Raw genomic sequence first — 23,821 nt, 5'->3', positions numbered from 1 at the left:
GATAGTTTTCTTTCTTGGTTGGTTTTACAATTAATTGGTAAAGTTTTAGCCGTCTTTTATTCGAACGGCACGCCATTTTAAATTGGCACATGATAATAATCTGTTCATTTTAATTCAAAAGTATTAATGGTGTTGTTTTTTAAAGTTAATTTTATTGATGCTCTATTTTTATAGCCTAAAAATTGTCAATATCATTTATTTAAAAAGTCAAAGTAGATGATTTTAATTCAAAATAAAATGATTCATTTGTGTCAATTTCTATCTTAAATGAGTCAAATTGTAGAATATAAGCCCAATAAACACTGGTTTGCATCATTTTGTTGAACATTGACACGATTTGATTAAAACATGATTTTATCTTAAATAACACAACAATGCGTAAATTCTTTCTTTTTTTATTTTTATTGATTTTTTCGATAAATTTTATTCAGGCACAAGAATATTATTTTAAACATTTTCAGGTCGAAGAAGGACTTTCAAACAACACTGTTTTGACTTCTTTGCAGGATGATGATGGCTTTATGTGGTTTGGAACTAAAGATGGTTTAAACCGATTTGATGGCTATCGTTTTAAAACCTATCGCAGTAATGGCAACCCTATTCATAGTTTAGGAAGCAACTATATTCAGTCGCTGCATGAATATAAAGGTGTAATTTGGGTGGGTACTGATAAAGGATTGTATCAATACAATAAAAAAACAGATGAGTTTACTGTTCTAAATGAAGCAATTAACGACAGGATAAACGATATAAAACACGATAAAAACGGGAATATCTGGTTTATTTCAGGAAATATCCTGTACAAATATTCTACGGTAAAAAAAGAAACCAAAACGTTTAACCCTAATAAATACTTTATTGTTACTTCGATTACGCAAGATGCGAACGGTCAGATTTGGGCTTCATCTTTAAATAAAATCTACCGTTATTCTGAAGAAAATCTTTCGTTCGAAAACATTCCGATCACGCCTCCTGCGGGTTCTGCAAATTTTAGAATTACGGTAATTTATGCTTTGGATAAAAATAATGTTGTAATTGGTACTCAGGATGATGGGGTTTTAGTCTATAATATTCCGAACAAAACCACGTCAAGCCTGGTTTTTTCGTCTAAAAATCCGGTTTATGTGCGACAATTTAAAAAGAAAGGCAATGACGAACTCTGGATTGCCAGCGAATCTGGTGTTTATGTCTACAACCTAAAAACCAAAGTGAGTGTAAATCTTAGAAAGAATTATAATGATCCGTATGCAATTTCAGATAATGCGGCGTATTCTATTACTATTGATAAGGAAAACGGAATTTGGATCGGGACTTATTTTGGCGGTATCAATTACCATCAAAAACAATACACGCAATTCAAGAAATACTTTCCGCAGAAAGGACAAAATTCCATTAGCGGAAGCGCTGTCAGGGAAATTCATAAAGATGATAAGGGCGATCTCTGGATTGGAACCGAAGATGCAGGCCTGAATCGGTTTAATCCTAAAACGCAGCAATTTACTTCGTATTTGCCTAACGGAAGCAAAAACAGTGTTTCCTATTACAATATACATGCTTTAATGCCCCGAAAAGACAAAATTTGGGTAGGAACTTTTGAGCATGGTCTGGATGTTCTGGATCGAAATTCCGGTACGGTGATCAAACATTACAGCGCCAATAATCCATCTTCTGGATTGCGAAGTAATTTTATTTTTTCTTTTTATAAAACAAAAAAAGACGAACTCATTGTCATTACAACCATGGGACTTTATTTGTATAATGAGCAAAACGACAATTTCGACACCTTAAAAACCTTTCCTGAAACAACACATTATACCAATTATAAAGAGGATCGCGACGGGAATTTATGGGCAGGAAGTTACCGCGATGGTTTGTTTTATTATAATCCGAAAACCAAAAAGAAAGAGGTTTTTATTTATGATTACAAAAACCCGAATGGCATTAGCAATAATTCGATCAATTATATTTTTGAAGACAGTTCGAATCATTTATGGTTTGCGACCGAAAACGGTTTGAATTTATTCGATAAAAAAAGCAGGACGTTTAAAAAATTCACCACCAAAAACGGATTCCCGAGCAATGTTGTGTATTCGATTTTAGAAGATGATGCTAAAAACTTATGGCTTACCACTTCAAAAGGTTTGGTGAAGTTTGGGCCGGATCATAAAAGCATCAAAATTTACACCACGGCAAATGGTTTACTGAGCGATCAGTTTAATTACGCCTCAGCTTTTAAGGATGTAAATGGCGATATGTATTTTGGAAATCTTAATGGCATGATTAGCTTTAATCCTAAGAATTTTACCAAAAATAAATACACGCCTTCGATTTTTATTACCAATCTACAAATCAATAATAAGGATATTTATGCTAACGGAGATGATTCGCCTATAAAACAGTCTATCTCGCATATTGATGAACTGGAACTCAACAACAATCAATCTTCTTTTAATCTGGAGTTTGCATCTTTAAATTATACGGCTCCGGAACTTACTGAATATTGGTATAAACTCGAAAATGTAAATAATGAATGGGTATATCTGGAACGCAACAATAAAGTTTTCTTTACCGAATTAGCGCCTGGAGATTATGTTTTTAAAGTAAAATCATTGAATAGTTTTGGGGTTTGGAGTAAAGAAATTGAATTAAAAATCAGGATTCTGCCTCCGTTTTGGGCCAGTTCTTATGCGTATTTTTTCTATTTTTTACTGATTTGCGGTTCGTTTTATTACATCATTCGTTATTCGCAAAACCTGACTCAGATTAAAAACAATCGAAAAATAAAACATCTAAATGACGAGAAAGAGAAAGAAATCTATCAGGCTAAAATTGATTTCTTTACGAATGTAGCGCACGAAATAAGAACGCCATTAACGTTGATAAAAGGCCCGTTAGAAAAGCTTTTGGTTATGGATCATCAATTGCCGGAAGTGCCTCAAAATCTTTCGATAATGAAAAAAAATACCTCGAGATTATTGAAGCTGGTTAATGAATTACTGGATTTTAGAAAGTCCGAAATTGGCGGATTGAAACTGACTTTTGTTGAGGCGAATATTTCGTCGATGGTGAGGAATTTTCATTTAAGATTCAGTCAATTAATTGAAGAAAAGGAAATTGAGTTTGAACTGGAATTGGGTGATAAAGATATTTTTGCTTTTGTAGATAAAGAGGCTTTCAAAAAGGTGTTAAGTAATTTGATGAATAATGCGATTAAATACTCCAAAGACAAAGTTTCGATTTCGCTTTTTAGGGATGAAAAGAAATTGACCTTGATCGTAAAAAATGACGGAAATTTGATTCCGTTTCACTTAAAGGATAAGATTTTTGAGCCGTTTTTCAGGGTTGATAATATGGATGCAACTTCGGGAACTGGAATTGGACTTTCGCTCGCGCATTCGCTGACGCAATTGCACAACGGAAGTTTACAGTTACTTCAGGATGCTAAACTAAATGTTTTTGAACTTGTTGTACCGTTGCGTCAGGAAGAGGAATTCATGTTTTATAATGAACCGGAAAATGAAGCAAATGAAGCAGAATCTGAAACTATCGAAACCGAAAACAAACAGGAAAAGCCTCAACTTTTAATTGTAGAAGACAATGAAGATTTACTGAACTTTATTTCAACCGAATTGTCTTCGATTTACACGGTTTTAAAAGCGGATAACGGAGAAAACGCACTGAAAATCATTCATAATGAGAATATTCAACTTGTCATTAGTGATGTTTCGATGCCTGTTATGGATGGAATTACGTTGTGTAAAGAAATTAAGGCGAATCTCGAAACGAGTCATATTCCGGTGATTTTGCTTACCGCCAAAAACTCGCTGAAATCTCAAATTGACGGACTTGGATCTGGTGCAGATGCTTATATCGCAAAACCTTTTTCGATGGATTATTTAAAGGTTCAGGCGAATAATCTGATCGAAAACCGAAAACAGATTATGAATTATTATGCGAGTTCTCCACTTTCGCATATCAAAAGTATTGCGCACAATAAAACGGATGAAAAGTTCCTTAAAAAACTCGACGAAGAGATTTTAAAAAACATCACAGATTCGGATTTAAGTGTAGAATCTTTGGCAGAAATTATGAATATGAGCCGTTCGACTTTGTATCGAAAAATAAAGGATATTTCGAACTTAAGCCCAAACGAACTCATCAATATTGTTCGTTTAAAAAGAGCCGCAGAACTGCTTTTGAATGAGAATTTTAAAATGTATGAAATTGCTGAAAAAGTGGGCTATAAATCGCAAACGAGTTTTGGCAGAAACTTTCAAAAGCATTTTTCGATGACACCATCTGAGTACATTGCCATGAATAAATAAAATAACTAACGAACATAATAATGAACGCTGTACAAACATCTTACTCGTTTTCCGTTTTTTATTGCAGGAATCCAGTTAGGAGATAATTTCAAAACCCTCAATAGTTCTTCCCCTGATCCATAACCAAAATCATGAAGGATTTGTATATCAGACAAGGTTCCGTCTTTTTCAACTAAAATAGTTCCAAAAACTCCACCCATTGCTTCGTTATCAATTGATTCTTGCGTTTTTACATAAGTATTGGTTAAGAAAATATGATACTTATCCATACCTTCCGGATATTTAGGCAAAGAGTCTACCAATGATGGACCGTAAATTTTCTTGTCATTTTCATCAACTTTATATTTTAATAAAGTCTTTTCCAGAGACTCCTTTTCAACTTTTAAAGGAGGATTGACAATTGCAGGTTTCTTGTTCTCATTTTGGCAACTTGCCATTATGATACAACTAATAAGTAAAAGAAACTTTTTCTTCATTATATATTGTATTGAGTTATACTTCAAAATATAAATTAAATATTCGGTTAGAGTAAAATTAATAAAAACCGAGTTCATTCGTCTATTATATTCAAATAGCTTTAAAACAGAAGCATTACAATTAAATAATTTTGTAATAATTTAATTTACAACTAATTACAAAAAATAGTATTAAATTTGAAAGACAAAATTTCTATGCTATTTACTTCTTTTTAAGTAATTTAATTTTCAAAACTTCATTACTTAATCTAGGTTAACGCATAGATCCCCACATCCCATATAAATTTGTACAAGAAATCTAAGTCAAAATAAAAAGACCAAAACTTAGATTACATTAAAATATATTAATCTAAAACCAAAATAAGATGAGTACAATTACAGTAAAAGACGGAACAGAAATTTATTACAAGGATTGGGGAACTGGACAACCAATAGTTTTTCATCATGGATGGCCTTTATCAGGTGATGATTGGGATGCACAAATGATGTTTTTCCTGAAGCAAGGATACAGAGTTATTGCTCATGACAGACGCGGACATGGTCGTTCTGGTCAAAGCTCAGAAGGAAACAATATGGAAACTTACGCAGCAGATGTGGCGGAACTAACAGCGGCTCTGGATCTGAAAGATGCGATTCACGTAGGTCATTCTACAGGAGGCGGAGAAGTAATATGTTACGCTGCAAAATATGGGAAAGGGCGCGTTGCAAAAGCGATTATCATTAGTGCTGTAACGCCAATAATGATAAAAAATGAAGCCAATCCTGATGGTGTACCATTATCTGTTTTTGATGAAATTAGAGAAGGTACAGGTTTTAACAGAGCACAATATTTTTACGATTTTCCTATTCCGTTTTATGGATGGAACCGCGAAGGAAAAACGGTTCAGGAAGGAATTAAACACAATTGGTGGCGTCAGGGAATGATGGGTTCTGTGTTGGCTCATTATGAAGGTATAAAAGCTTTCTCTGAATCAGATTTTACTGAAGATCTTAAGAGTTTAGAGATTCCGGTTCTTGTTTTGCACGGAGAAGACGATCAGATTGTACCTTACAATCAAGCGCCTAAGGCCGCCAAGTTATTAAAACACGGAAAATTAATTTCGTATCCGGGATTCCCTCATGGTATGCCAACAACAGAAGCTGCTACTATTAATAAAGATATTTTAGATTTTATAAAATCGTAAGTAATAATATTTTCATAAAAAAACCTCCAAAATCAAATGACTTTGGAGGTTTTTTAATTTATAATAATTGTTTCGAAATTGAGGCAGAACAGGATGATGCTAAGTATTTTCTATTTCTTTATTAAAAATAGCCATTCATTGTGCTGCATATATTTCTTATATTCGCTTGTCTGAAAAACGAATTGAAAAACAACACACTTAAATGGAAATATTAATAATAACCGGACCTCCTTATTCAGGAAAAGGAACACAATGTAATGTACTAAAAGAATTACTGGGTTTTGAACACATCTCGACCGGAGACCGATGCAGAGAAGAAAAACAAAACGGAACAGCATTAGGAAAAATAATGTCGGAATATGAAGAAAAGGGAGATTTAGTACCTGATGCTATAATAAAAGATCTTTTTAGTAAAATACTTGATGAGAATAGATCAAGAGCCGGAATAATTTTAGATGGTTATCCAAGAACGAAACCTCAGGTTGATGATTTACTTGAACTTGTTAAGTCTAAAAATATGGAAATTGGCAAAGTAATCAATATTGATGTTCCAAAATCTGAATTATTAATCAGAGCCAAAAAAAGAGCTGAAACTTCTAATCGTAAAGATGACGAGAGTCCGCAAACTCATTTAAAACGAATAGAAATTTTTGAAGAAATGACCAGACCTGCTATTGAATATATGAAATCGAAAATGAAAGTATTGACTTTTGATGGTCTTGGAACAATTGAAGAAATCACCGAACGCATAAAAGATTGTCTGGTATAATGTATTGAATTGCATTATCAGAAAAAAAACCGTAAAAAAGAAGTTGTCTAAAAATGTTCCATAGGAACATTTCATCGGTAGAAATTATATTGTTATTGTTATTTTACGTTCCGTAGGAACGTTTGCTTTGACATCACCATTTTTTATCTAATATATCAAACATTCCTACGGAACGTAGACCTGCTTGACGGTTTTTCTACCGATGAAACATTCCTATGGAATGATAAAACGGTATAAAGAGTAAAAGCTTAATTTTCATTAAATAATAAAGGGCTGTCTCAACTTTTGAGACAGCCCTTTGTGGATAGCTAATTTCGAACTATCAAAACTTTTTGTAATCTGGTTTATTTTTTATCAAACCATAATCTTGAAGTAAGTAAATCTTTTCCCTGACCTGCTACTGCAGCGTTATAATTGTCACCGTTTAAGGATTGCTCTGTACCCGGATAAAAGAAACGCAAAGGAAGTTTTCCGTCTAAAACGGTAGCCGGACCAGCTTTCAATACCGGATAATCCAATCTTCTCCACTCTGCGAAAGCATCAAGTCCCTGACCAAAAAATGCAATCCATTTTTGTGTACCTATCGATTTTGCATAATTTGTTGCATCATACTTTACGGTTGGCTGATTAAGATAGTTAGCGATCACTGTTGCATCTGTAATACCAAATTGATTTAAAGATGCTGTTATGGCATTTTTATACAATTGCTCTGCATCTCCTGCGATATAACCACGTGCTACTGCCTCAGAAAGGTTAAATAACGTTTCAGAATAAGATGCAATTACAGCCGGTGATGACGAAGTAAGGAAGTAGGTACCTGGTTTTGATGTTTTAGCAAATCCCTGGTCATTAGCTGCGCTGGTTGATAATCCGTTACCACCTCCTACATATTTACCTACACTTGTATCAGATGGTAATTGAGCAAAAACCGGTAAACGCGGATCTGCTAACTCATACAATTTATCCACCATCGTTTTTGAAATACGGAAATCATCACGAGTTTCAAACCACGCCGAAGCCGGATTTTGTTGTGGCGAACTGATATAAGTAAACTTAAAAGTATCGCTATTACTGCCAAGTACTCCGGCAGCATCAGTTGTTGCATCAATAGCAGCTTGTTTTGCTAAAGCAGGTTCCTGATCTGAAATTCTCAATGCAATACGTAAACGAAGCGAGTTTACGAACTTTTTCCATTTTGTAATGTCTCCTTTATAAACCAAATCACCAGTTACTGCACCGTTTGATGTACTTAATAATGACTGCGCATTTTTCAGGTCGTCAAGTAATCCTGTATATACATCCCATTGAGGATCATAAGAAGGCGTTACTTTTTTTCCTGCTTCTTTATAAGGAATACTTCCGTAAGCATCTGTCAATAATAAAAATGTCCATGAACGTAATGTAAGCGCAATTCCTTTATAATTTGAATTGGCCTGTGCTGCCGGAAAATTAATTATAGTATTTAAATCTGTAATTAAAGTAGCGTAACCCGTATTCCACAGTGAGGTGAAAGTCGTGTTTGATACATCGTATCTGTCCGGTTCAGTGTATTGAATTTTAGCCCAATGCTGTACAAACAACAAAGACGAGTTAAAGTTATTATCTGAACCCCAGTATAAGTCAGCGCCCTGTTTTAATGATCCTGTTAACAGGTAAGGTGCTAATGGAGTCTCGGTTGCATTTGGATTTTTATTTACATCATCCAGAGTGTCGCTACAAGACACCAATGTCAGTGCAAATAGCGTTATATATGATAGTTTTTTTAGCATGATTTCGTTTTATTAAAATTTAAGATTAACATTAAGGCTAAAACTTCTTGTAGTTGGTAAAGCTAAACTCTCCAATCCTTGTCCGTTTCCGGTGTTAAAAGCCGATTCCGGATCGATATTTGGCACGTCTTTGTAGATAAAAAACAAGTTACGACCAGTAGCTGTAATGCTTGCTGCCTGGAAACCAAGCTTCTTAACAAATTTTCTATCAAAGTTGTAGCTCAGTTTTACTTCTCTTAATTTTACAAAAGTCGAACTGTAGATATAAGCTTCACTAATGTTGTATGATGCTTTATAATATTCCTGAGCACTTAAAACTTGTGTATTAGGAGTTCCGTCTTCATGTACCCCTTTAAATATCATACCATCATCATAAACTACGATTCCGCCTGGAGCAGCACCTGTTAGTAATACTTTTGTTTTAGTATCATCATTGTTTGGATAATAGTAATTTAATCCTCCGTTTTCAGCACCACGACCCGGAAGTGTTTGCGCTAATACTCCAGTATAATTACCTGTTCTGTTTGTTCCTGAGAAAATTTCTCCACCTACATTAGCATCCACAAGGAATGAAAATTCAAAATTCTTATACGTCAAAGTATTGGTGATTCCTCCTAAAAAGTCAGGAGTATAATGTCCTAATACTTTCTTTTGCGGATCAGCTTTTGGTAATCCGTTATCACCTACAACAATGTTTCCGTTTGCATCACGTAAATAAGCCGTACCGTAAAGCGCACCATAAGCCTGCCCTACAGAAGCCAATACATCAACACCACCAGAACTTGCGATAGTATAGTTTTTAATCAGTCTGTCATAATCAAGAACTTCTACTTTACTCTTATTCTTTGAATAATTTACACCCACATTCCATTTAAAATCCTCTGTTTGAATAGGAGTTCCATCCAATTGAATTTCGATACCGCGGTTGTTTATTTTTCCGGCATTAATTAATTGAGAATCATAACCACTTGCTGTAGTTGTTTTAATTTCAAGAATTTGGTCGAAACTATTTGTGTTATAATAAGCAAGATCAAAATGCAATCTGTTTCTCCAGAAAGAAGATTCTAAACCTAATTCAGTAGAACGTGTTGTCTCTGGTTTCAGGTTCTCGTTAAGTTTCTTTTTAGAAGAAGTCTGAATTGGATTTCCGTCAAATGCCGCCTGGAAATTATAAACTGTATTCAATTGGTACGGATCTGCATCATTACCTACTTCAGACCAACCACCACGTAATTTTAAGAAATCAAGTGTATTGCTTTTTATATTTAAAGCATCAGAAACTACTAAACTACCACTAACAGAAGGATAGAAATAAGAACGGTTGCTGCTTGGTAATGTTGATGACCAGTCGTTACGTCCTGTTACGTTTAAAAACGCATAGTTTTTATATCCTAATTGAGCCGAAGCATATGCACTATAAACCTGTAACTCTGAATATAGATTCGATGAAGTCAACGGATCACGTGAATTCGTTAATGTATATAAATCCGGTACAGCCAAACGTGGTGCTTTTTGGTAATTGTTTGCATCACTGTGGTTACGTACGTTGAATCCGGCAAGAGCGTCTATACTAAAATCGTCATTTATTTTCTTAGTATATTGCAAGATACCCTCTGTATTTCTTTCGTCTACAGTGTAAGCATCTTCAGCATACGATCCGAAAGGAGTTCCGTTTGTACCATATTTAATCTGGTATTTTCTGCGATCATTATAATAATCAACTCCTGTACGGAATTTAAATAAAAGCCCGTCTATGATTTTTGCTTCTAAGTGAATGTCTCCAATAAAACGGTTACGTTGTTGACTTGTAGTATTATAATACGCATTCCAGTACGGGTTACTATAGTAACTGTTGTTCCAGTTTACGTCTCTGTTATTTCTAAGTTCATCCGTATCTACCTGACGTCCGAACCAAAGAAACTGAAGCATTACACCCGCTGCACGGTTACCTGATGGCCCACCTGGCAACGTTGGTGCAGTTGTAACAATATAATTTGCAGTTACTCCAATTTTAATGTTTTTAGAGATTTGGTAATTCGTATTAACTGTAAAGTTTGTTTTGTTTATTTCACTATTAGGTACAGTTCCTAATTGTTTTTGATTGTTTACCCCTAAACGGAAATCTGATTTATCATCTGATTTGGCGATAGAGATACTATTGTCGTAAGTAAGACCTGTATTAAAGAAGTTTTTCACATTATCAGGATGTGCTACAAATGGTACAGCAACACCTTTAGAATAAAACTGAGGAATAAGGCGTCCGTCTAATCTTGGTCCCCAACTTTCATCAACACCATCATTAACTCCGCCACCTTTACCATCTACAAAACTAAATTTCCCTTTTGAACCTTGTCCGTATGAATTTTGAAAACTTGGTAAAGTCGCTACCTGAGAGATTGTTAAGCCAGAACTAACCGTAATACCAAGTCCTTGTTGGCTTCTTCCTGATTTTGTCGTAATAAGTACCACACCATGCGCAGCACGAGATCCGTAAAGAGCTGCAGCATTTGGTCCTTTTAATACCGTTAATGTTTCAATATCGTTAGGGTTCAAATCGGCAATTGCATTTCTAAAATCACGAGTAGCTCCACCAACACTTCCTAATTGTGAGTTATCTACCGGAACTCCATCAACCACAAATAACGGCTGGTTATTTCCTGAAATCGAAGTTTCTCCACGAATAATAATACGTGAAGATCCCATATCTCCTTGTGAATTCGTAATACGTACTCCCGCCAATTTACCGCTAAGACTGTTTAAGAAATTCGTTTCTTTTGTCTCAGACAATTCCTTGCCTTTAAGTGCCTGCGTAGTATATCCTAAAGATTTCTTTTCTTTTGTAATACCCAATGCAGTAACCACTACTTCAGACAATGCGTTCTGTTCCTGCTCAATACTAACAGTAACCGGATTTGCAGTAACTACAACTTCCGTTTTTTTGTATCCCAAATAACTTACTATAAGTGTGTAAGGTAATTTTTGTCCGGTTTGGAAATAAAATTTTCCATCAAAATCAGTTACAGCTCCGTGTGTAGTACCTTTAATGTTTATCGAAGCACCAATTACAGGCTCTTTTGTAACAGCATCAACTACTATTCCTTCTAGTTTTGATTGAATTAATGGCTTGGTCTCTTGTGCCTTAACCCCTATGGAAATCAACAAAATGCATAAATATGCATATCTATTTAATTTTTTTTTCATTACTTTGTTTTAGTTTAATAAATAAGGCAAGCCCAGGATAGATTTACTCCACTCCTGCTTCCTTATAAGAGATGTACAATTTCTTTAAGCTTCACCATTTCTGCTGCAACAGAAATGGTCTTTTTTTTTCAGCTATGCATTCGTCTTTTCATTTTTACTTTTTTTTGGATTACTATTATTTGTGTCAGATTTAGAAGATTTTAATTCAAAAATTAAGGTCTAATATTTCTAAAAAAAACTACGTAAATTACTGTTAAACCCTTAATTCACTATAAGTTCTACTAATTTGATAGAACAAAGGTAAATTAAAATTATTAGTTCCAAAATTTTAGCCTAATTTTTTGCAAAAAAAATGTTAATTATATGGAGCCTTTTTTTTAAACCACTAAAAACAAAACAGTTAATCAATAAATAGATTTTTGATGCGTGTAAGAATTTTTCTAAGCAGAAATCATCAAAACAGAGAAATTAACTTTTCTAGTCCTTATTCCTGACGATTATTTATACCCGAAAAATTGCCAAAAAAGTGTTTTTCTGTAGATGAAAAAATTGATCTGAAATGATCTTGAAATTGAAAAAAAACAGACATTAATGAAGTCTGTTTAAAAGAAGTAAAAATTAAAAACTAATGATTCTGAAACGTACTAAAAAGGATAATTAGTTGTGAAGAAAGAAACCAATACAGATGGAGTAATTGGTTTTAGGGCAAAAAAAAAGTTTATACTTTTCAGTATAAACTTTTTTTTCTTGCTTTAATTTGAAGATTACATTTCGTTCAATTCGTTGAATTCGTGTAATGATTTTAAAGTGTTTTCGTAAAATAAGATCGCTGCAACAAGGTTTCCTTTGTCTGAGTACGGCATCATTTTTCTTTGAAACTCTACTGTAGTATCTAAGAAAGTTGTAGTACCCACTGCCTGGTTCTCTAATATTTTTTTGTGAACTCCATCGTCTGGAATACCTAAATCCGCCATAGTAACACCTGGTTTAGTAACCAAAGCGATGTAAGGGAGAGTTTTTACTAAAACTTTAATACGTTCGATGTATAGTTCTAAAAGTTCTCCTTTTTGCATACCACTTAATTCTTTTTGATCGTGGTATTTACGAATTAGGGCTGTTGTGCTAATAATACTTCTTGGCGCATTTTTTGCCTGTGCAGAAATTGCACCAGTTGTCAAGAAGAAAAGTACGCATAATAATAAAGTAATTTTGCTCTTCATTGTATAAATGTAATTGGTTGTTGATAAAAACAAAAATATATAAATTAACTTAAATTGCAACTTTATTAATTCCTTTTTTTATTTAATGATGGTAATTCCTTATTATATCGACCTCTATTCTAACTATTTAATTAATTTTTGTGAGATCTGAAAAATTACCCTTATTTTCTGTTTTTTTTATGTTTTGATTATTCTAAAACGTCCCGGATACTTAATCCAGATGCTTTTTTTGTTGCCGTAATAGTCCATAAATTCTTCGCAAACAAAGACCGCATGTGCTTTTGACCACGCCACTACCCCACAATACTCACTGCCTGATTGACGCTTTAATTTTTGTATTTGTTTGCCCAGTTTAAAACCTAAATATTTATAGATGGTTGGTGTGTAAACGGCTCCATCTTCTAAATCTTCTAAGGCTTCATCAAAAGTAGATTCCTTATCAATAATTTGCTTGTATTTTGCCATTACTGCATAAGTCAATACAGCGTAATCTCTTATTTTTTCGCTCTCGCAATTGTCTTTAATAAATAGAAAACCTGCAGATATTTTGGCTTTATTTATTTCTTCATTTTTAAGATCAAATGAAGCATCATTCTTTAAAGTTATCTTTTGTAAATTATCGTTTATTTTTTCTGTTACAAATAGATTGTCTAATCCGTAAACATTCAAAGAAGCCTTAATAAAAGCAATTGACGAACAATTGGTGCGTTCTCCTTGTTTAAAACTTTCAAAAATTTGATCTGAACTTAATTGTGCATGCGAAGTCGAACAAATAAAAATGAAAAATAAAAATGTTGAAGTAACTAATTTCATTGTCTTTAGATTTTATAATTGTTTCCCCAGTGATTTTTTGGCGAATATATAGATTTACAAATCTATAAAAAATCAACTCATAGTTGTTTTTTGATTCTTAACTTTTATCAAAAATTATAAGATTGTTTTTTACTGTTTGCTTTAGAGGCTTATTTCAATAAAAAATTAATCAAAAATTAAGAAAACAATTTTAGACTTGTATCTCACTAGTTATCAATACGATCAGATATAATTGAGTTTTTATAACACACAACATGATAATTTGCAGGGTTTATTTGTTGTTTCATTTTCTATATTTGCATTATTTAAATTAAGTCTAAATAATAATGATAAAATATTCTTCCTTTCTTATCGTGTTTTTTATGATAAGTTCGCTTTCTGCGCAGCAAGTTTCAAAAACGAGTACAAATACTACAAAAGATAAAAACATCAAAAGTCAGGACAGTATTCTGCCTGATAATTCGGCAAATGATAATGAATTAAAAGAAATCGTAATTTCTGCATCGAGACAGGCAGAAGTTTTAAACGAAGTTCCTTCTTCGGTTACTATATTATCTAAAAAGCAGTTACAACAACAACTTAGTATAAGTTCTAATCTTAGTGATATCCTGGGCGCCTCTGTACCTGGCTTAGGATTTTCGACGAACAGAACTCAAAATTTAGGTCAGACTTTACGAGGCCGACGTGTATTGGTCATGATCGACGGAATTCCTCAATCGACGCCGCTTAGAGATGGTGCCAAAGATATGCGTTCTCTTGATCCTACGGTTTTAGATCGTGTAGAAGTAATTAAAGGCGCCACTGCTATTTATGGTAATGGTGCAGATGGTGGTTTGATTAATTACATTACCAAAAAAGCAAATCCTGACAAAGCCATCAGCGGATCTACCGAAGCAGGAACAGCTTTTTCTCTTGTAAAACCTTCGCAAACGGCAGGTTTCTTTGTATCGCAATTATTTACCGGAAAAGTAAATAAGTTTGATTATGTGGTAAGCGGACGTTATGAAGAAACGGGATTGTATCGCGATGCGAAAGGACGCGTACTTTCTCCTGAATACGGAATGAACGATCTTAGAAACTGGAATGCTTTTGCTAAAATTGGATATGATATCAATAGCAAAAACCGCATAGAGTTAATGTATAACTATTTTAATAGTACACAACATACCGATTATATCGCAAAAGCGGGAGTTTACGGCAACTTTGATTCACCAACTACAGGTGTTAAAGGACAACGCCCGGGAGAACCGGAAGGAACACCTTATAATCATAATGCAAGTTTGAGTTATACAGGCGAGAATTTAATTGGAAATACAGATGTTAATGCTACGCTTTACTTTCAGGATTACCTTACGCTAATTAATTATAGTGACTTTTTTGAAAATAACGGACAGCCGGCTACACAAAGTAAAAAACTGGGTTTTCGTTTGAATTTAAATACGCCGTATGAATTTAGTTCTCTGATTTCAGGTAATATAACGTACGGGTTGGATATTCTTTCGGATATAACAGACACGCATCTTACTGATGGAAGATTGGTAATTCCGGAAATGAGTATGACAAATCTGGCTCCGTATTTTCAAATTAAAAACATGTTTGGACCAAATTTGGTATTAAAAACAGGCTTAAGACTTGAAAATGTTAATATTGATGTTCCAGATTATACGACTATTGGTATTCGTAATTACGTAAACGGAACCTATGTTGGCGGCGGAATTGCTGTAAATGGTGGAGCGCTTGATTTTAATGCGTTAATGTTCAATGCAGGATTGCGTTATACAAAATGGTCTTTATTTAAACCTTTTGTAAGTTTTTCTCAAAGTTTTAGCGTTGCCGATTTAGGTTTGGTATTGCGTGCTGCAAAAGAAAATACCGTAAACAATACTTCGATAAAAGCGGTTACGGCCAATAATTACGAATTTGGATTCTCGGGAGGTTTTGAAAAATTTTCTTATGAAGGAGCTGTTTATTACAGTACTTCAAAACTAGGCGCTTCGTATGTTTATATTGACGGAAATCCACAGATTTCGCGTTCGCCTGAAAAGATTTATGGTTTTGAATTATCAGCAAAATATCGTCTTCATCCAAAACTCGATATTGGAGCCAATTATTCGTATACAGAAGGAAAACGTGAACTTGCAGACAAAAAAGTATATTTAGGAGGTGACCGTATCAATCCGCCAAAACTAACTGCTTATACCATTTTCAGACCTCTTAAAGACTGGTCGGTTTTTCTGCAAATGATCAATACATCAGGAAGAGATAAATTCGAACCTGTTAATGGCGCATATACGTACGGAACAGGACCTGTAAAATCATTCACGGCTTTTAATCTTTCGTCAAGTTATACTTTCAGAGAAAAAAGCACCATTCGTTTAGGAGTCGAAAACTTATTCAACAAAGATTATTATTCTGTTATTTCGCAATGGCAGTCTAATAATATGAATTATGTCAAAGAAAACGGTACACGCCTGACTATTAGTTTTGCACAGGCATTCTAATTTCTCTGTTTTTATAAATCAAAAGTCCTCAGTAAAATGAATTTACCGAGGACTTTTTGTTTCGAACTAACCAAGCTCTTTTATTTACGACCAATAATTTTTTTGGCGAACCAAATGATCATTTTTCAATACCTAAACTACTATTAATCTTTTCGTTCAATTCTGTTCTCGCTTTTAAAACAAAAGTAATGGCAATGCTAATTACTACACATATCGAGATAAACAGGATTGCCAATGTAACAAGAAGGCCTTTTAGTATTTTATAAAAATCCATTGTATTAAAGCAAACGAAGAGACAATCCTGCCTGAATTTGTTGACTATTTGCTTTAGATCCAAAATCGCTCACATCAGAAAAGCCCCATACATATCTGGCAAAAATAGTTACCGGTCTTATATTTACCTCGGCTCCCGCAACAAAGGCAAAATCAGTTTTCTTAAACAATTTTTTACTATTATTCAAAACCGTTTCATTACCGCTGGCAAGAAAACTAAACTGCGGACCCGCAACAACAGTAATCAATCCTTCGCTGTTTAAACGCAGTAATACCGGCACACTAATATAGTTAAGCGTTTTGTCTTTTTTGAAAGCATCATTAAAAACATCCTTATAATTATCCGTGATTTTAGTATTCGTCTGATTGAATAATACTTCTCCCTGAACCCCTAAAAAATCTGTAAAATTGTAGTAAGCGAAACCACCCAACTGATAACCCAGCTCAAAATCACTATCAAAATTTTTACCATCTAATTTATTCAAATTTACTCCGCCTTTAACACCAACATGAACCTGGCTGTAACCTAATACCGATAGGAACAAAACGGTAGCTGTAATAATTTTTTTCATTTTTTTAATCTCTTTTTTAATTTAGAATAATACGATCCTGTACTATTGTTTTTTTGTAGCCACGACAGATTTATAACCTGACATTTCTCCTTATTTCTTTGCGTAATTAGAGTATTCTGTAATCGTTTTTACGTTTGTTGCCTGTCCTATGAATTTAGCCTCCATATTAAGATTTTCATTTACAGGAACATATTGTCTTGCATCGTCGTTCCATTTGTATTTTACCACAATGTCAAATTTATCCGCAGTAAGAATATTAACCTTTACCGGCTTTTCGTTCAGCGTTTCGATCTGATCCAGTTTCTTAGTTTTGAGATTGATGGTCATATAAAATCGACAATCTTTTACAAAAGCATTTTCTTTAGTAAGAGAACCCGTTTCTACTTTATAACTAATAACCAACTGATCAGGAGTTTCTTTTTCAATCTTGTAACTAGTCTCATCTGTAGGAGGCGTTGGCGAAGTTTTGCTTTGGTTCTTTCTAAAAGAATTTGTTGCTGATTTAGAAGGCGATTTTCCGTCTATAGAAACCACGCTCCATTGCTCTGGTCCGGAAGCAGACGGATCGAATTTAGCAATCGTTACGGCTTCGCTTGCACTCGTTATGATGGTTTGTTTAAAATCGAAAGCAAGATTATCAGGTCGTTTTGTTTTCTCCGGATTCAAAATGCTGGAATCGATTCCGTATTTAAAAAAGGCATCTAATACCTTCGATTTTTGTGCAGAAACCATAGAACTAAAAAGCACCATAAAAAGAAAAATTACTGCATTTTTTTTATACTGCTGTAATTGCGCATTCGTTTTTGCATTACAGAAATCTTCTTGTGTCATTACCATTGTTTTTTTCATTGTTTTAGATTATTTGTTATAATTATGGTGCAAAAATATTCTCCATCTGTGCCTTTTCCGGGGATTTATTAAGTGAACTGACGAATCTGTAGGGTGAACCGTCAATTTGATCTGTTGAATTAAAAACCGAACCTTGTTTCAAATCAAAAACCCTTATAGACAGCGACTTTACATCACAAAAAATAAAAACTCAATAGTCAAAAAAAACTTTTATTTCGGCTAAAACTCCATCAAAATTCTTTTATTTGCAGACTCAAAAAGAAATCATCCCACTTTTGATCTCTCATAAAAAACAATCTTGTGAATCATACCGAAGAAATAACTGGTCCTGTAGAAAAAAGCTACCAAAAGAGTCTGCTTCTTTTTACGTTCTTATTTTTAGGCTCTTACTCGACCCTATTTATCTTATTCCCTTTTTCGTATTGGCGGGATTATTTTAACTTACCATCACATTTAATGCTGTTGGATGTATTAACCAATATCATTTTCTGCGCTATCATATTGATTGTAAGCCTTTTTATTGACAGGGTTTTAAACAGGAAAATATCCTGGATGGTAAATCCTGTAAAACGACTCATCATTCAGATAATATTTCAAAGCCTTGGCGCATTGCTCGTAATTATTGGTTTATGTATTATTTATTATATGTACGGAGAATATTTAACCGTGACTCCTCCAGTTAAAATAGGTTTGCGGGAAACTTTTTATACCATTATTTCGATCATATTGTGGGCATTAATGGTAAGCGCACTTAATACAGGTGATTTTTTATTAAAAAACTGGAAAAACGCCACCATAAAAGCCGCAGAATACAAAGTAAAAGCAGCCGAGAGCAAACAAATAGCAGCCGAAATAGAACTGCAAGCCCTTAAATTACAGCTCGATCCGCATTTTGTTTTTAATAACCTTAGCGTGCTTTCAGAACTGATACTTAAAGATCAGCAGTTAGGGCACGAATACACAGAAAACTTTGCAAAAGTCTACCGTTATTTATTAATCAATTCCAAAAAGAAACTCGTTCATTTACACGAAGAATTGCATTTTCTTCACGCTTATCTTTTTCTAATTGAGAACCGCATGGGTGATGGCTGTACTTTTCATATCGATATTGATAAATCGAAACTGAACATGCAGATTCCTCCAATTACACTTCAGCTTTTTATCGAAAATGCCCTGAAACATAACCGTACCGAAGAAGAAAACCCATTAGTCGTTCAGATTTATTCTAATGATAACGACGAATTAGTCGTCTCGAATACTATTTTACCACTCATAAAAAAAGCGCCTTCGACACAAATTGGACTAAAAAATATCATCCATCGTTATGCTTTATTAAGCGATCGAAAAGTAGCTATAGAAAATAACAAGGAAACTTTTACCATAAAAGTACCGCTCATCAAATGAATACAATAAACAAAATATTAATCCTTGAGGACGAAAAACTCAACTCGGAAAGAATCAAACGTTTGATACTCAAAATAAGACCCGACGTCGAAATTGTTGGCGTTCTGGCGAGTGTTAAAAATACAGTTTCCTGGTTATCCCAAAATCAGACTCCGGATCTTATCCTTATGGATGTGCAGCTGGCCGATGGACTGAGCTTTGAAATTTTCAATCTCACCAATCTTACCTGCCCTATTATATTTACCACCGCTTATGACGAATATGCCATTAAAGCCTTTAAATACAATAGTGTCGACTATTTGCTCAAACCCATTGAAAAAGACGAACTTGAAGCAGCGATACTCAAATTAGAAAACGCATTACAACAATCTGCAAGTCCTAAATCTCAGATCGAAGAACTACTTGCCTATATACAGCCCAAAGAATACAGAAACCGTTTTTTAATACCTTATCGGGACGGTTTTCGAAAAATTGATGTCGAAGATATTGCCTGTTTTTACTCCAACCTGAATATTAATTACGCTTATTTATTCAATGGCGAAGAAGTTGTGGTACCGCATACGCTCGAAGCACTTGAACAGGAACTAAATCCAAAAAGTTTTTTCAGGGCCAATCGTCAGTATATCATCCATATCAATGCTATCGAAAAAGTCAATAATTATTTTAACGGAAAATTACAACTCAAAATAAAACACAGTAAAGACGAAGCCGTTATTGTGAGCAGAACAAAAGCTTCTTTACTGAAATTGTGGTTAGATTATTAAACACTATTATTTCATAAAGAAAATCATTTCATAAAAAAAACTTTTTAGTTGTATAAAAATCAATACATTTGTCGCTCATCAAAAACAAAATGAAAAACATAATTAACATCTCTATTATTAGCCTTATTATCATTAGATAATGAGCAGGGATGTTATATAAATAAGTACACAGATACAATATAAAACCTCCCAATTTGGGAGGTTTTTTTGTTTAAAACAGATATGAAAAATTCAGTACAAATTATTATTAGCGCAATTATTATTATTCCTCATTTATGACGGGACAGGATTTTATTGTGCAATAACAAAAACCTTTCTCAGTCAAAACGAGGAAGGTTTTTTTATTTCTAAAAACCACTAATCATCAATATTTCAAATAAATTAATAAGCTTTCAAATGAAACAAGAATATACTTTAACAGCCTACACAGAAGATCAAATGGGATTAATACATCAACTCGCCGTGATCCTTTCCCGACGAAAAATAAGTCTCATAATGCTTAATATTTCTACCTGCGAAATCGATCAAATGTATCGGTTTACCTTTGTTCTCAATGAAACTTTTGAAATCGTGAGAAACATAGCCCTTCAAATCGAAAAAATAATCGAGGTTTTTAAATGTTATTACAGCACAAACGATCAAATCGTCTGGAAACAAATGGCATTATTTAAGATAAAAACTTCGGGAATGATGCACCCGGAAAATATCGATGGGTTGTTTAAAAAATACAACGCCAGATACATCATCATCGAAAAAGACTATACCGTTTTTGAAGTCACAGGACAAGAAGACGAGATCAATACTCTGGCTCTTGAATTGAACAAATTTGAGTTAATCGAATTTATAAAAAGTGCCCGAATTGCCGTTGCTATGAACAATGAATCCTTTCAGCCAGAATCAATTACGGATTGACAATCTGATCGTACGGAAGATTAAAAGAACCCTCAGTAATACTTATTGTCTTTCCTGAAGATACATTTCGAACTGTTCCTTCAAATGTGCCTTTAATACCCGTTTTGCTTATAGATTCAATTTTTGCCGTAAAAACATCATCACCAATAGCAGTATTGTAAAGTATCGTTCCGTCTGGAGTCTGAATCGCGTATCGCGCAATCATTTCCAACTCACCCGGCGTCGAATAAGTACCTGGTGTAATGTTGCCGCCTACTTTCCAGATTTCAAAATCTAATGATGGCGGCAATTGCTCACCAGCTTTAGTAGGATGCGGTCCGTCAAATCCTCCAAGTACAATCATTTCAAAACGGTTGTCATTGCCTCCGCCCTGAAATTTTGCAGTACGAAAATCTATCTTTTTACCATCTAAACTTGCTCTGAAATAATAATCAGATTGCTTGTTTGATCCGCCATTATCATCACTTGAACAAGCACTAAACAAAAGGATAAATGCCGATATATAAAATAGATTTTGTAGTACTCCTGAAGCTTTATTTTTTAAAGAACGATTGCTGTTTCTGTTGTTTTTCATTATAATAAGTTTTGATTAATAACAAATTTACTCACGCTCTATTCCATATACAATACCTGATTTCATGGTAATTTCGTGGTTTTTATTTCATCTTCTTTTGTTATTTTGATAGATCAATAAATATTTTTTTCAGGAGCTAATCCCGCTATCCGTTACAATCTTTTGTGTCCGCCGCGGCGGACACAAAAGGATTTCCACTTCTATCGGGGCTAGGAGCATCATTTTCATTATAATATTTTCGTACAGTTTGTCATTTCGAGGAACGAGAAATCTCCGCAAGTAACTCCGCAAAGAGAATCGCCAATCTTTGTCGAGCTTCTCACGGAGATTTCTCGTTCCTCGAAATGACAAAATTGGCAATTCTGATTAAGAAGAATGGTTTTATCCGCGTTCGCATAGCGAATCCGTTTTATCCGCGTCTCATTCCTGACAAAATAATCGCAAAATAACCACAATCTTGTCATCCTGACGAAGGAAGGATCACACTCGTACATCGACAAAGATTGGCGATTCTCTTTCCGGAATTTCTAGTGTGATTTCTCCCTTCGGTCGAAATGACAAAAATTAGAGTACTTTAAAACATAATATATCATTTTCAATGAAAAGCTTTGCCCCTCCAACGAACAATAATTTACGTGTATTTTTTCGTATTTTTGTATCAATTCAATCCTAACCCATGAAACGTTCCGGTACAGCAGATCTTCCATTACATTATGGACATGTTCCTTTATGGCTTGCCGAACGCATGTCTAAACTTGGTCTTGCCATTGTCGAAACAATCGCAATGGAATTTTCGACTTCAGAAGTCATAAGCAAACTAAGCAATCCTTTCTGGTTTCAGAGCTTTGGCGCCGTAATGGGAATGGACTGGCATTCCTCCGGAATTACCACTTCGGTACTCGGAGCCTTAAAGAAATCTGTCAATCCGCATTCGAAAGAACTTGGTATTTATATCTGCGGAGGAAAAGGCAAACATTCGATGATGACACCACAGGAACTTTTATTTGTGGGAGAAAAAACGGGACTTGACGGCATCAATCTTGCCAATTGCAGCAGACTTACGGCTAAAGTTGACAACACGGCTATTCAGGACGGATTTCAATTGTATCAACATAATTTTATTGTAGACAATAAAGGACAATGGGCTGTTATTCAGCAAGGAATGAATCCAAATTCTAAAACTGCCAGAAGATACCATTGGCATTCGCAGGATTTAAAGTCTTTTGTAGAAGAACCTCACACTTTTATATATGGCGAAAATCAAGGTACGATTTTAAATCTTACTGCTCAGACAGCTGCAAAATCAAGAGAAGGTATTTTAGAATTAGCAAAAGAATCTCCGGCTAAAATCATGAAAGAAATGCAATATCTTTCGATGCCCGCACATCATGACGTAAGGATGGAAGATGTGAATATGAAAAGACTGGGCGCTATGCTTTGGGCTACTCATGAAAACAAACCGGAAGATTTTGAAGAACTGTTGCTTTTAAAAGGAATGGGACCAAGAGCTTTGCAATCACTGGCATTGGTGAGCGAAGTTATTTACGGCACTCCTACCCGATTTGAAGATCCTGCACGTTTTTCATTTGCGCACGGAGGAAAAGACGGACATCCGTTTCCTGTTCCCGTAAAAATCTACGACGAAACAATCGATACTTTGCAAAGAGCCATTCATCGTGCTAAAATTGGCAATAGTGATAAAATAGATGCAATTCGTAAATTATCTGAAATCTCACGAAAAGCCGAAGAAAGCTTTACGCCCAATACCAATTTTGATGCGCTCGTGCAGAGAGAACGCGACGAATCGCACAAATACGGCGGAAGAACTGTTTTTGGCGATGCAAAACCTCCAAAAAAGAAACCTTTAAATCCTGGTAATCAACTCGAATTGTTTTAAGAATCAGAATATAATCCAAATAAAAACGTCTCAAATTTAGGGTTTGAGACGTTTTTATTTTTTATTTTTTTTCTTCATTATTCAACTTATCGTCGAAATCCGGTTTTTCACCTTTAAATTTGTGTGTATCAACATCATAATTTTCATCGTTTGTTAAAACTTCATCATGATCCTTATATTGATGTTTTCTCGTATCACTTCGATTGTCAGTACCACTTTGCTTAGCAGTATTCTGATTTTGATTATTTGTTTTCATGTGCTGCATTTTTAAGTTATCATAAAATTACTTAAAAGACCAGCCACAAGGCTTATACAATC

The 23,821-nt window shown here is 34.4% G+C and carries 17 protein-coding genes; 8 read left to right on the top strand and 9 right to left on the bottom strand.

What is annotated here, in order from left to right:
* The first annotated feature begins 374 nt into the window (after nucleotides 1–374).
* The gene (locus L0669_RS15645; RefSeq protein WP_263758686.1) at nucleotides 375–4,325 is read left to right on the top strand and encodes a hybrid sensor histidine kinase/response regulator transcription factor; all 3,951 of its coding nucleotides are present in this window, start codon (nucleotides 375–377) and stop codon (nucleotides 4,323–4,325) included.
* Between the two features lie 5 nt (nucleotides 4,326–4,330).
* Here L0669_RS15645 and L0669_RS15640 read toward each other — a convergent pair whose 3' ends face one another.
* Nucleotides 4,331–4,801: an energy transducer TonB gene (locus L0669_RS15640; protein WP_263758685.1), complete on the bottom strand. Its 471-nt coding sequence runs from the start codon at nucleotides 4,799–4,801 to the stop codon at nucleotides 4,331–4,333.
* A gap of 365 nt (nucleotides 4,802–5,166) precedes the next feature.
* Between L0669_RS15640 and L0669_RS15635 the strand changes: the two genes are divergently transcribed.
* Nucleotides 5,167–5,985 carry an alpha/beta fold hydrolase gene (locus tag L0669_RS15635; protein WP_263758684.1) on the top strand — a complete coding sequence of 273 codons (819 nt, stop codon included), beginning with the start codon at nucleotides 5,167–5,169 and terminating at the stop codon, nucleotides 5,983–5,985.
* A 202-nt stretch (nucleotides 5,986–6,187) separates the two neighbouring features.
* Nucleotides 6,188–6,754 (top strand): adenylate kinase family protein, encoded by a 567-nt coding sequence (locus tag L0669_RS15630; protein ID WP_263758683.1) that lies wholly within the window; start codon nucleotides 6,188–6,190, stop codon nucleotides 6,752–6,754.
* A 344-nt stretch (nucleotides 6,755–7,098) separates the two neighbouring features.
* Here the strand turns inward: L0669_RS15630 and L0669_RS15625 are convergent, their stop codons facing one another.
* From L0669_RS15625 to L0669_RS15610, 4 genes are all read right to left on the bottom strand, one after another.
* Nucleotides 7,099–8,523: a SusD/RagB family nutrient-binding outer membrane lipoprotein gene (locus tag L0669_RS15625; RefSeq protein ID WP_263758682.1), complete on the bottom strand. Its 1,425-nt coding sequence runs from the start codon at nucleotides 8,521–8,523 to the stop codon at nucleotides 7,099–7,101.
* A gap of 12 nt (nucleotides 8,524–8,535) precedes the next feature.
* Nucleotides 8,536–11,724 (bottom strand): SusC/RagA family TonB-linked outer membrane protein, encoded by a 3,189-nt coding sequence (locus L0669_RS15620; RefSeq protein ID WP_263758681.1) that lies wholly within the window; start codon nucleotides 11,722–11,724, stop codon nucleotides 8,536–8,538.
* Nucleotides 11,725–12,488: 764 nt separating this feature from the next.
* Nucleotides 12,489–12,944 (bottom strand): hypothetical protein, encoded by a 456-nt coding sequence (locus L0669_RS15615; RefSeq protein WP_173973332.1) that lies wholly within the window; start codon nucleotides 12,942–12,944, stop codon nucleotides 12,489–12,491.
* A gap of 177 nt (nucleotides 12,945–13,121) precedes the next feature.
* On the bottom strand, nucleotides 13,122–13,757 hold the full coding sequence (locus L0669_RS15610; RefSeq protein ID WP_173973331.1) for a hypothetical protein: 636 nt from the start codon (nucleotides 13,755–13,757) through the stop codon (nucleotides 13,122–13,124).
* 362 nt (nucleotides 13,758–14,119) lie between these two features.
* Here L0669_RS15610 and L0669_RS15605 point away from each other — a divergent pair, with 362 nt between their 5' ends.
* The gene (locus tag L0669_RS15605) at nucleotides 14,120–16,258 is read left to right on the top strand and encodes a TonB-dependent receptor (RefSeq protein ID WP_263758680.1); all 2,139 of its coding nucleotides are present in this window, start codon (nucleotides 14,120–14,122) and stop codon (nucleotides 16,256–16,258) included.
* A gap of 278 nt (nucleotides 16,259–16,536) precedes the next feature.
* Here the strand turns inward: L0669_RS15605 and L0669_RS15600 are convergent, their stop codons facing one another.
* Together L0669_RS15600 and L0669_RS15595 are read right to left on the bottom strand one after the other, a co-directional pair.
* The gene (locus L0669_RS15600) at nucleotides 16,537–17,103 is read right to left on the bottom strand and encodes a porin family protein (RefSeq protein WP_263758679.1); all 567 of its coding nucleotides are present in this window, start codon (nucleotides 17,101–17,103) and stop codon (nucleotides 16,537–16,539) included.
* Nucleotides 17,104–17,193: 90 nt separating this feature from the next.
* Nucleotides 17,194–17,952, bottom strand: a complete 759-nt coding sequence (locus L0669_RS15595) for a hypothetical protein (protein ID WP_263758678.1) — start codon at nucleotides 17,950–17,952, stop codon at nucleotides 17,194–17,196.
* A 300-nt stretch (nucleotides 17,953–18,252) separates the two neighbouring features.
* Here L0669_RS15595 and L0669_RS15590 point away from each other — a divergent pair, with 300 nt between their 5' ends.
* The 3 genes from L0669_RS15590 to ilvN all read left to right on the top strand — a co-directional run bounded on the left by L0669_RS15590 (nucleotide 18,253) and on the right by ilvN (nucleotide 21,032).
* Entirely contained in the window at nucleotides 18,253–19,356 is a 1,104-nt protein-coding gene (locus L0669_RS15590; protein ID WP_263758677.1) for a sensor histidine kinase, read from the top strand.
* Nucleotides 19,353–20,120: a LytR/AlgR family response regulator transcription factor gene (locus L0669_RS15585; protein ID WP_263758676.1), complete on the top strand. Its 768-nt coding sequence runs from the start codon at nucleotides 19,353–19,355 to the stop codon at nucleotides 20,118–20,120. The genes L0669_RS15590 and L0669_RS15585 overlap by 4 nt, the downstream gene beginning before the upstream one ends.
* Nucleotides 20,121–20,516: 396 nt before the next feature.
* Nucleotides 20,517–21,032, top strand: coding sequence for an acetolactate synthase small subunit (ilvN, locus tag L0669_RS15580; protein ID WP_263758675.1), 516 nt, complete (start codon nucleotides 20,517–20,519; stop codon nucleotides 21,030–21,032).
* Here the strand turns inward: ilvN and L0669_RS15575 are convergent.
* The gene (locus L0669_RS15575) at nucleotides 21,022–21,606 is read right to left on the bottom strand and encodes a hypothetical protein (RefSeq protein ID WP_263758674.1); all 585 of its coding nucleotides are present in this window, start codon (nucleotides 21,604–21,606) and stop codon (nucleotides 21,022–21,024) included. The two genes, ilvN and L0669_RS15575, sit on opposite strands and share 11 nt — an antisense overlap.
* Nucleotides 21,607–22,282: 676 nt before the next feature.
* Between L0669_RS15575 and L0669_RS15570 the strand changes: the two genes are divergently transcribed.
* The gene (locus L0669_RS15570; RefSeq protein WP_263758673.1) at nucleotides 22,283–23,503 is read left to right on the top strand and encodes a DUF763 domain-containing protein; all 1,221 of its coding nucleotides are present in this window, start codon (nucleotides 22,283–22,285) and stop codon (nucleotides 23,501–23,503) included.
* 61 nt (nucleotides 23,504–23,564) lie between these two features.
* Here the strand turns inward: L0669_RS15570 and L0669_RS15565 are convergent, their stop codons facing one another.
* Nucleotides 23,565–23,759: a hypothetical protein gene (locus L0669_RS15565; protein ID WP_263758672.1), complete on the bottom strand. Its 195-nt coding sequence runs from the start codon at nucleotides 23,757–23,759 to the stop codon at nucleotides 23,565–23,567.
* Between the last annotated feature and the right edge of the window lie 62 nt (nucleotides 23,760–23,821).

Source organism: Flavobacterium bizetiae (assembly GCF_024271895.1).
GTDB lineage: Bacteria > Bacteroidota > Bacteroidia > Flavobacteriales > Flavobacteriaceae > Flavobacterium > Flavobacterium bizetiae.
This window is presented reverse-complemented; position numbering and strand designations above follow the sequence as displayed.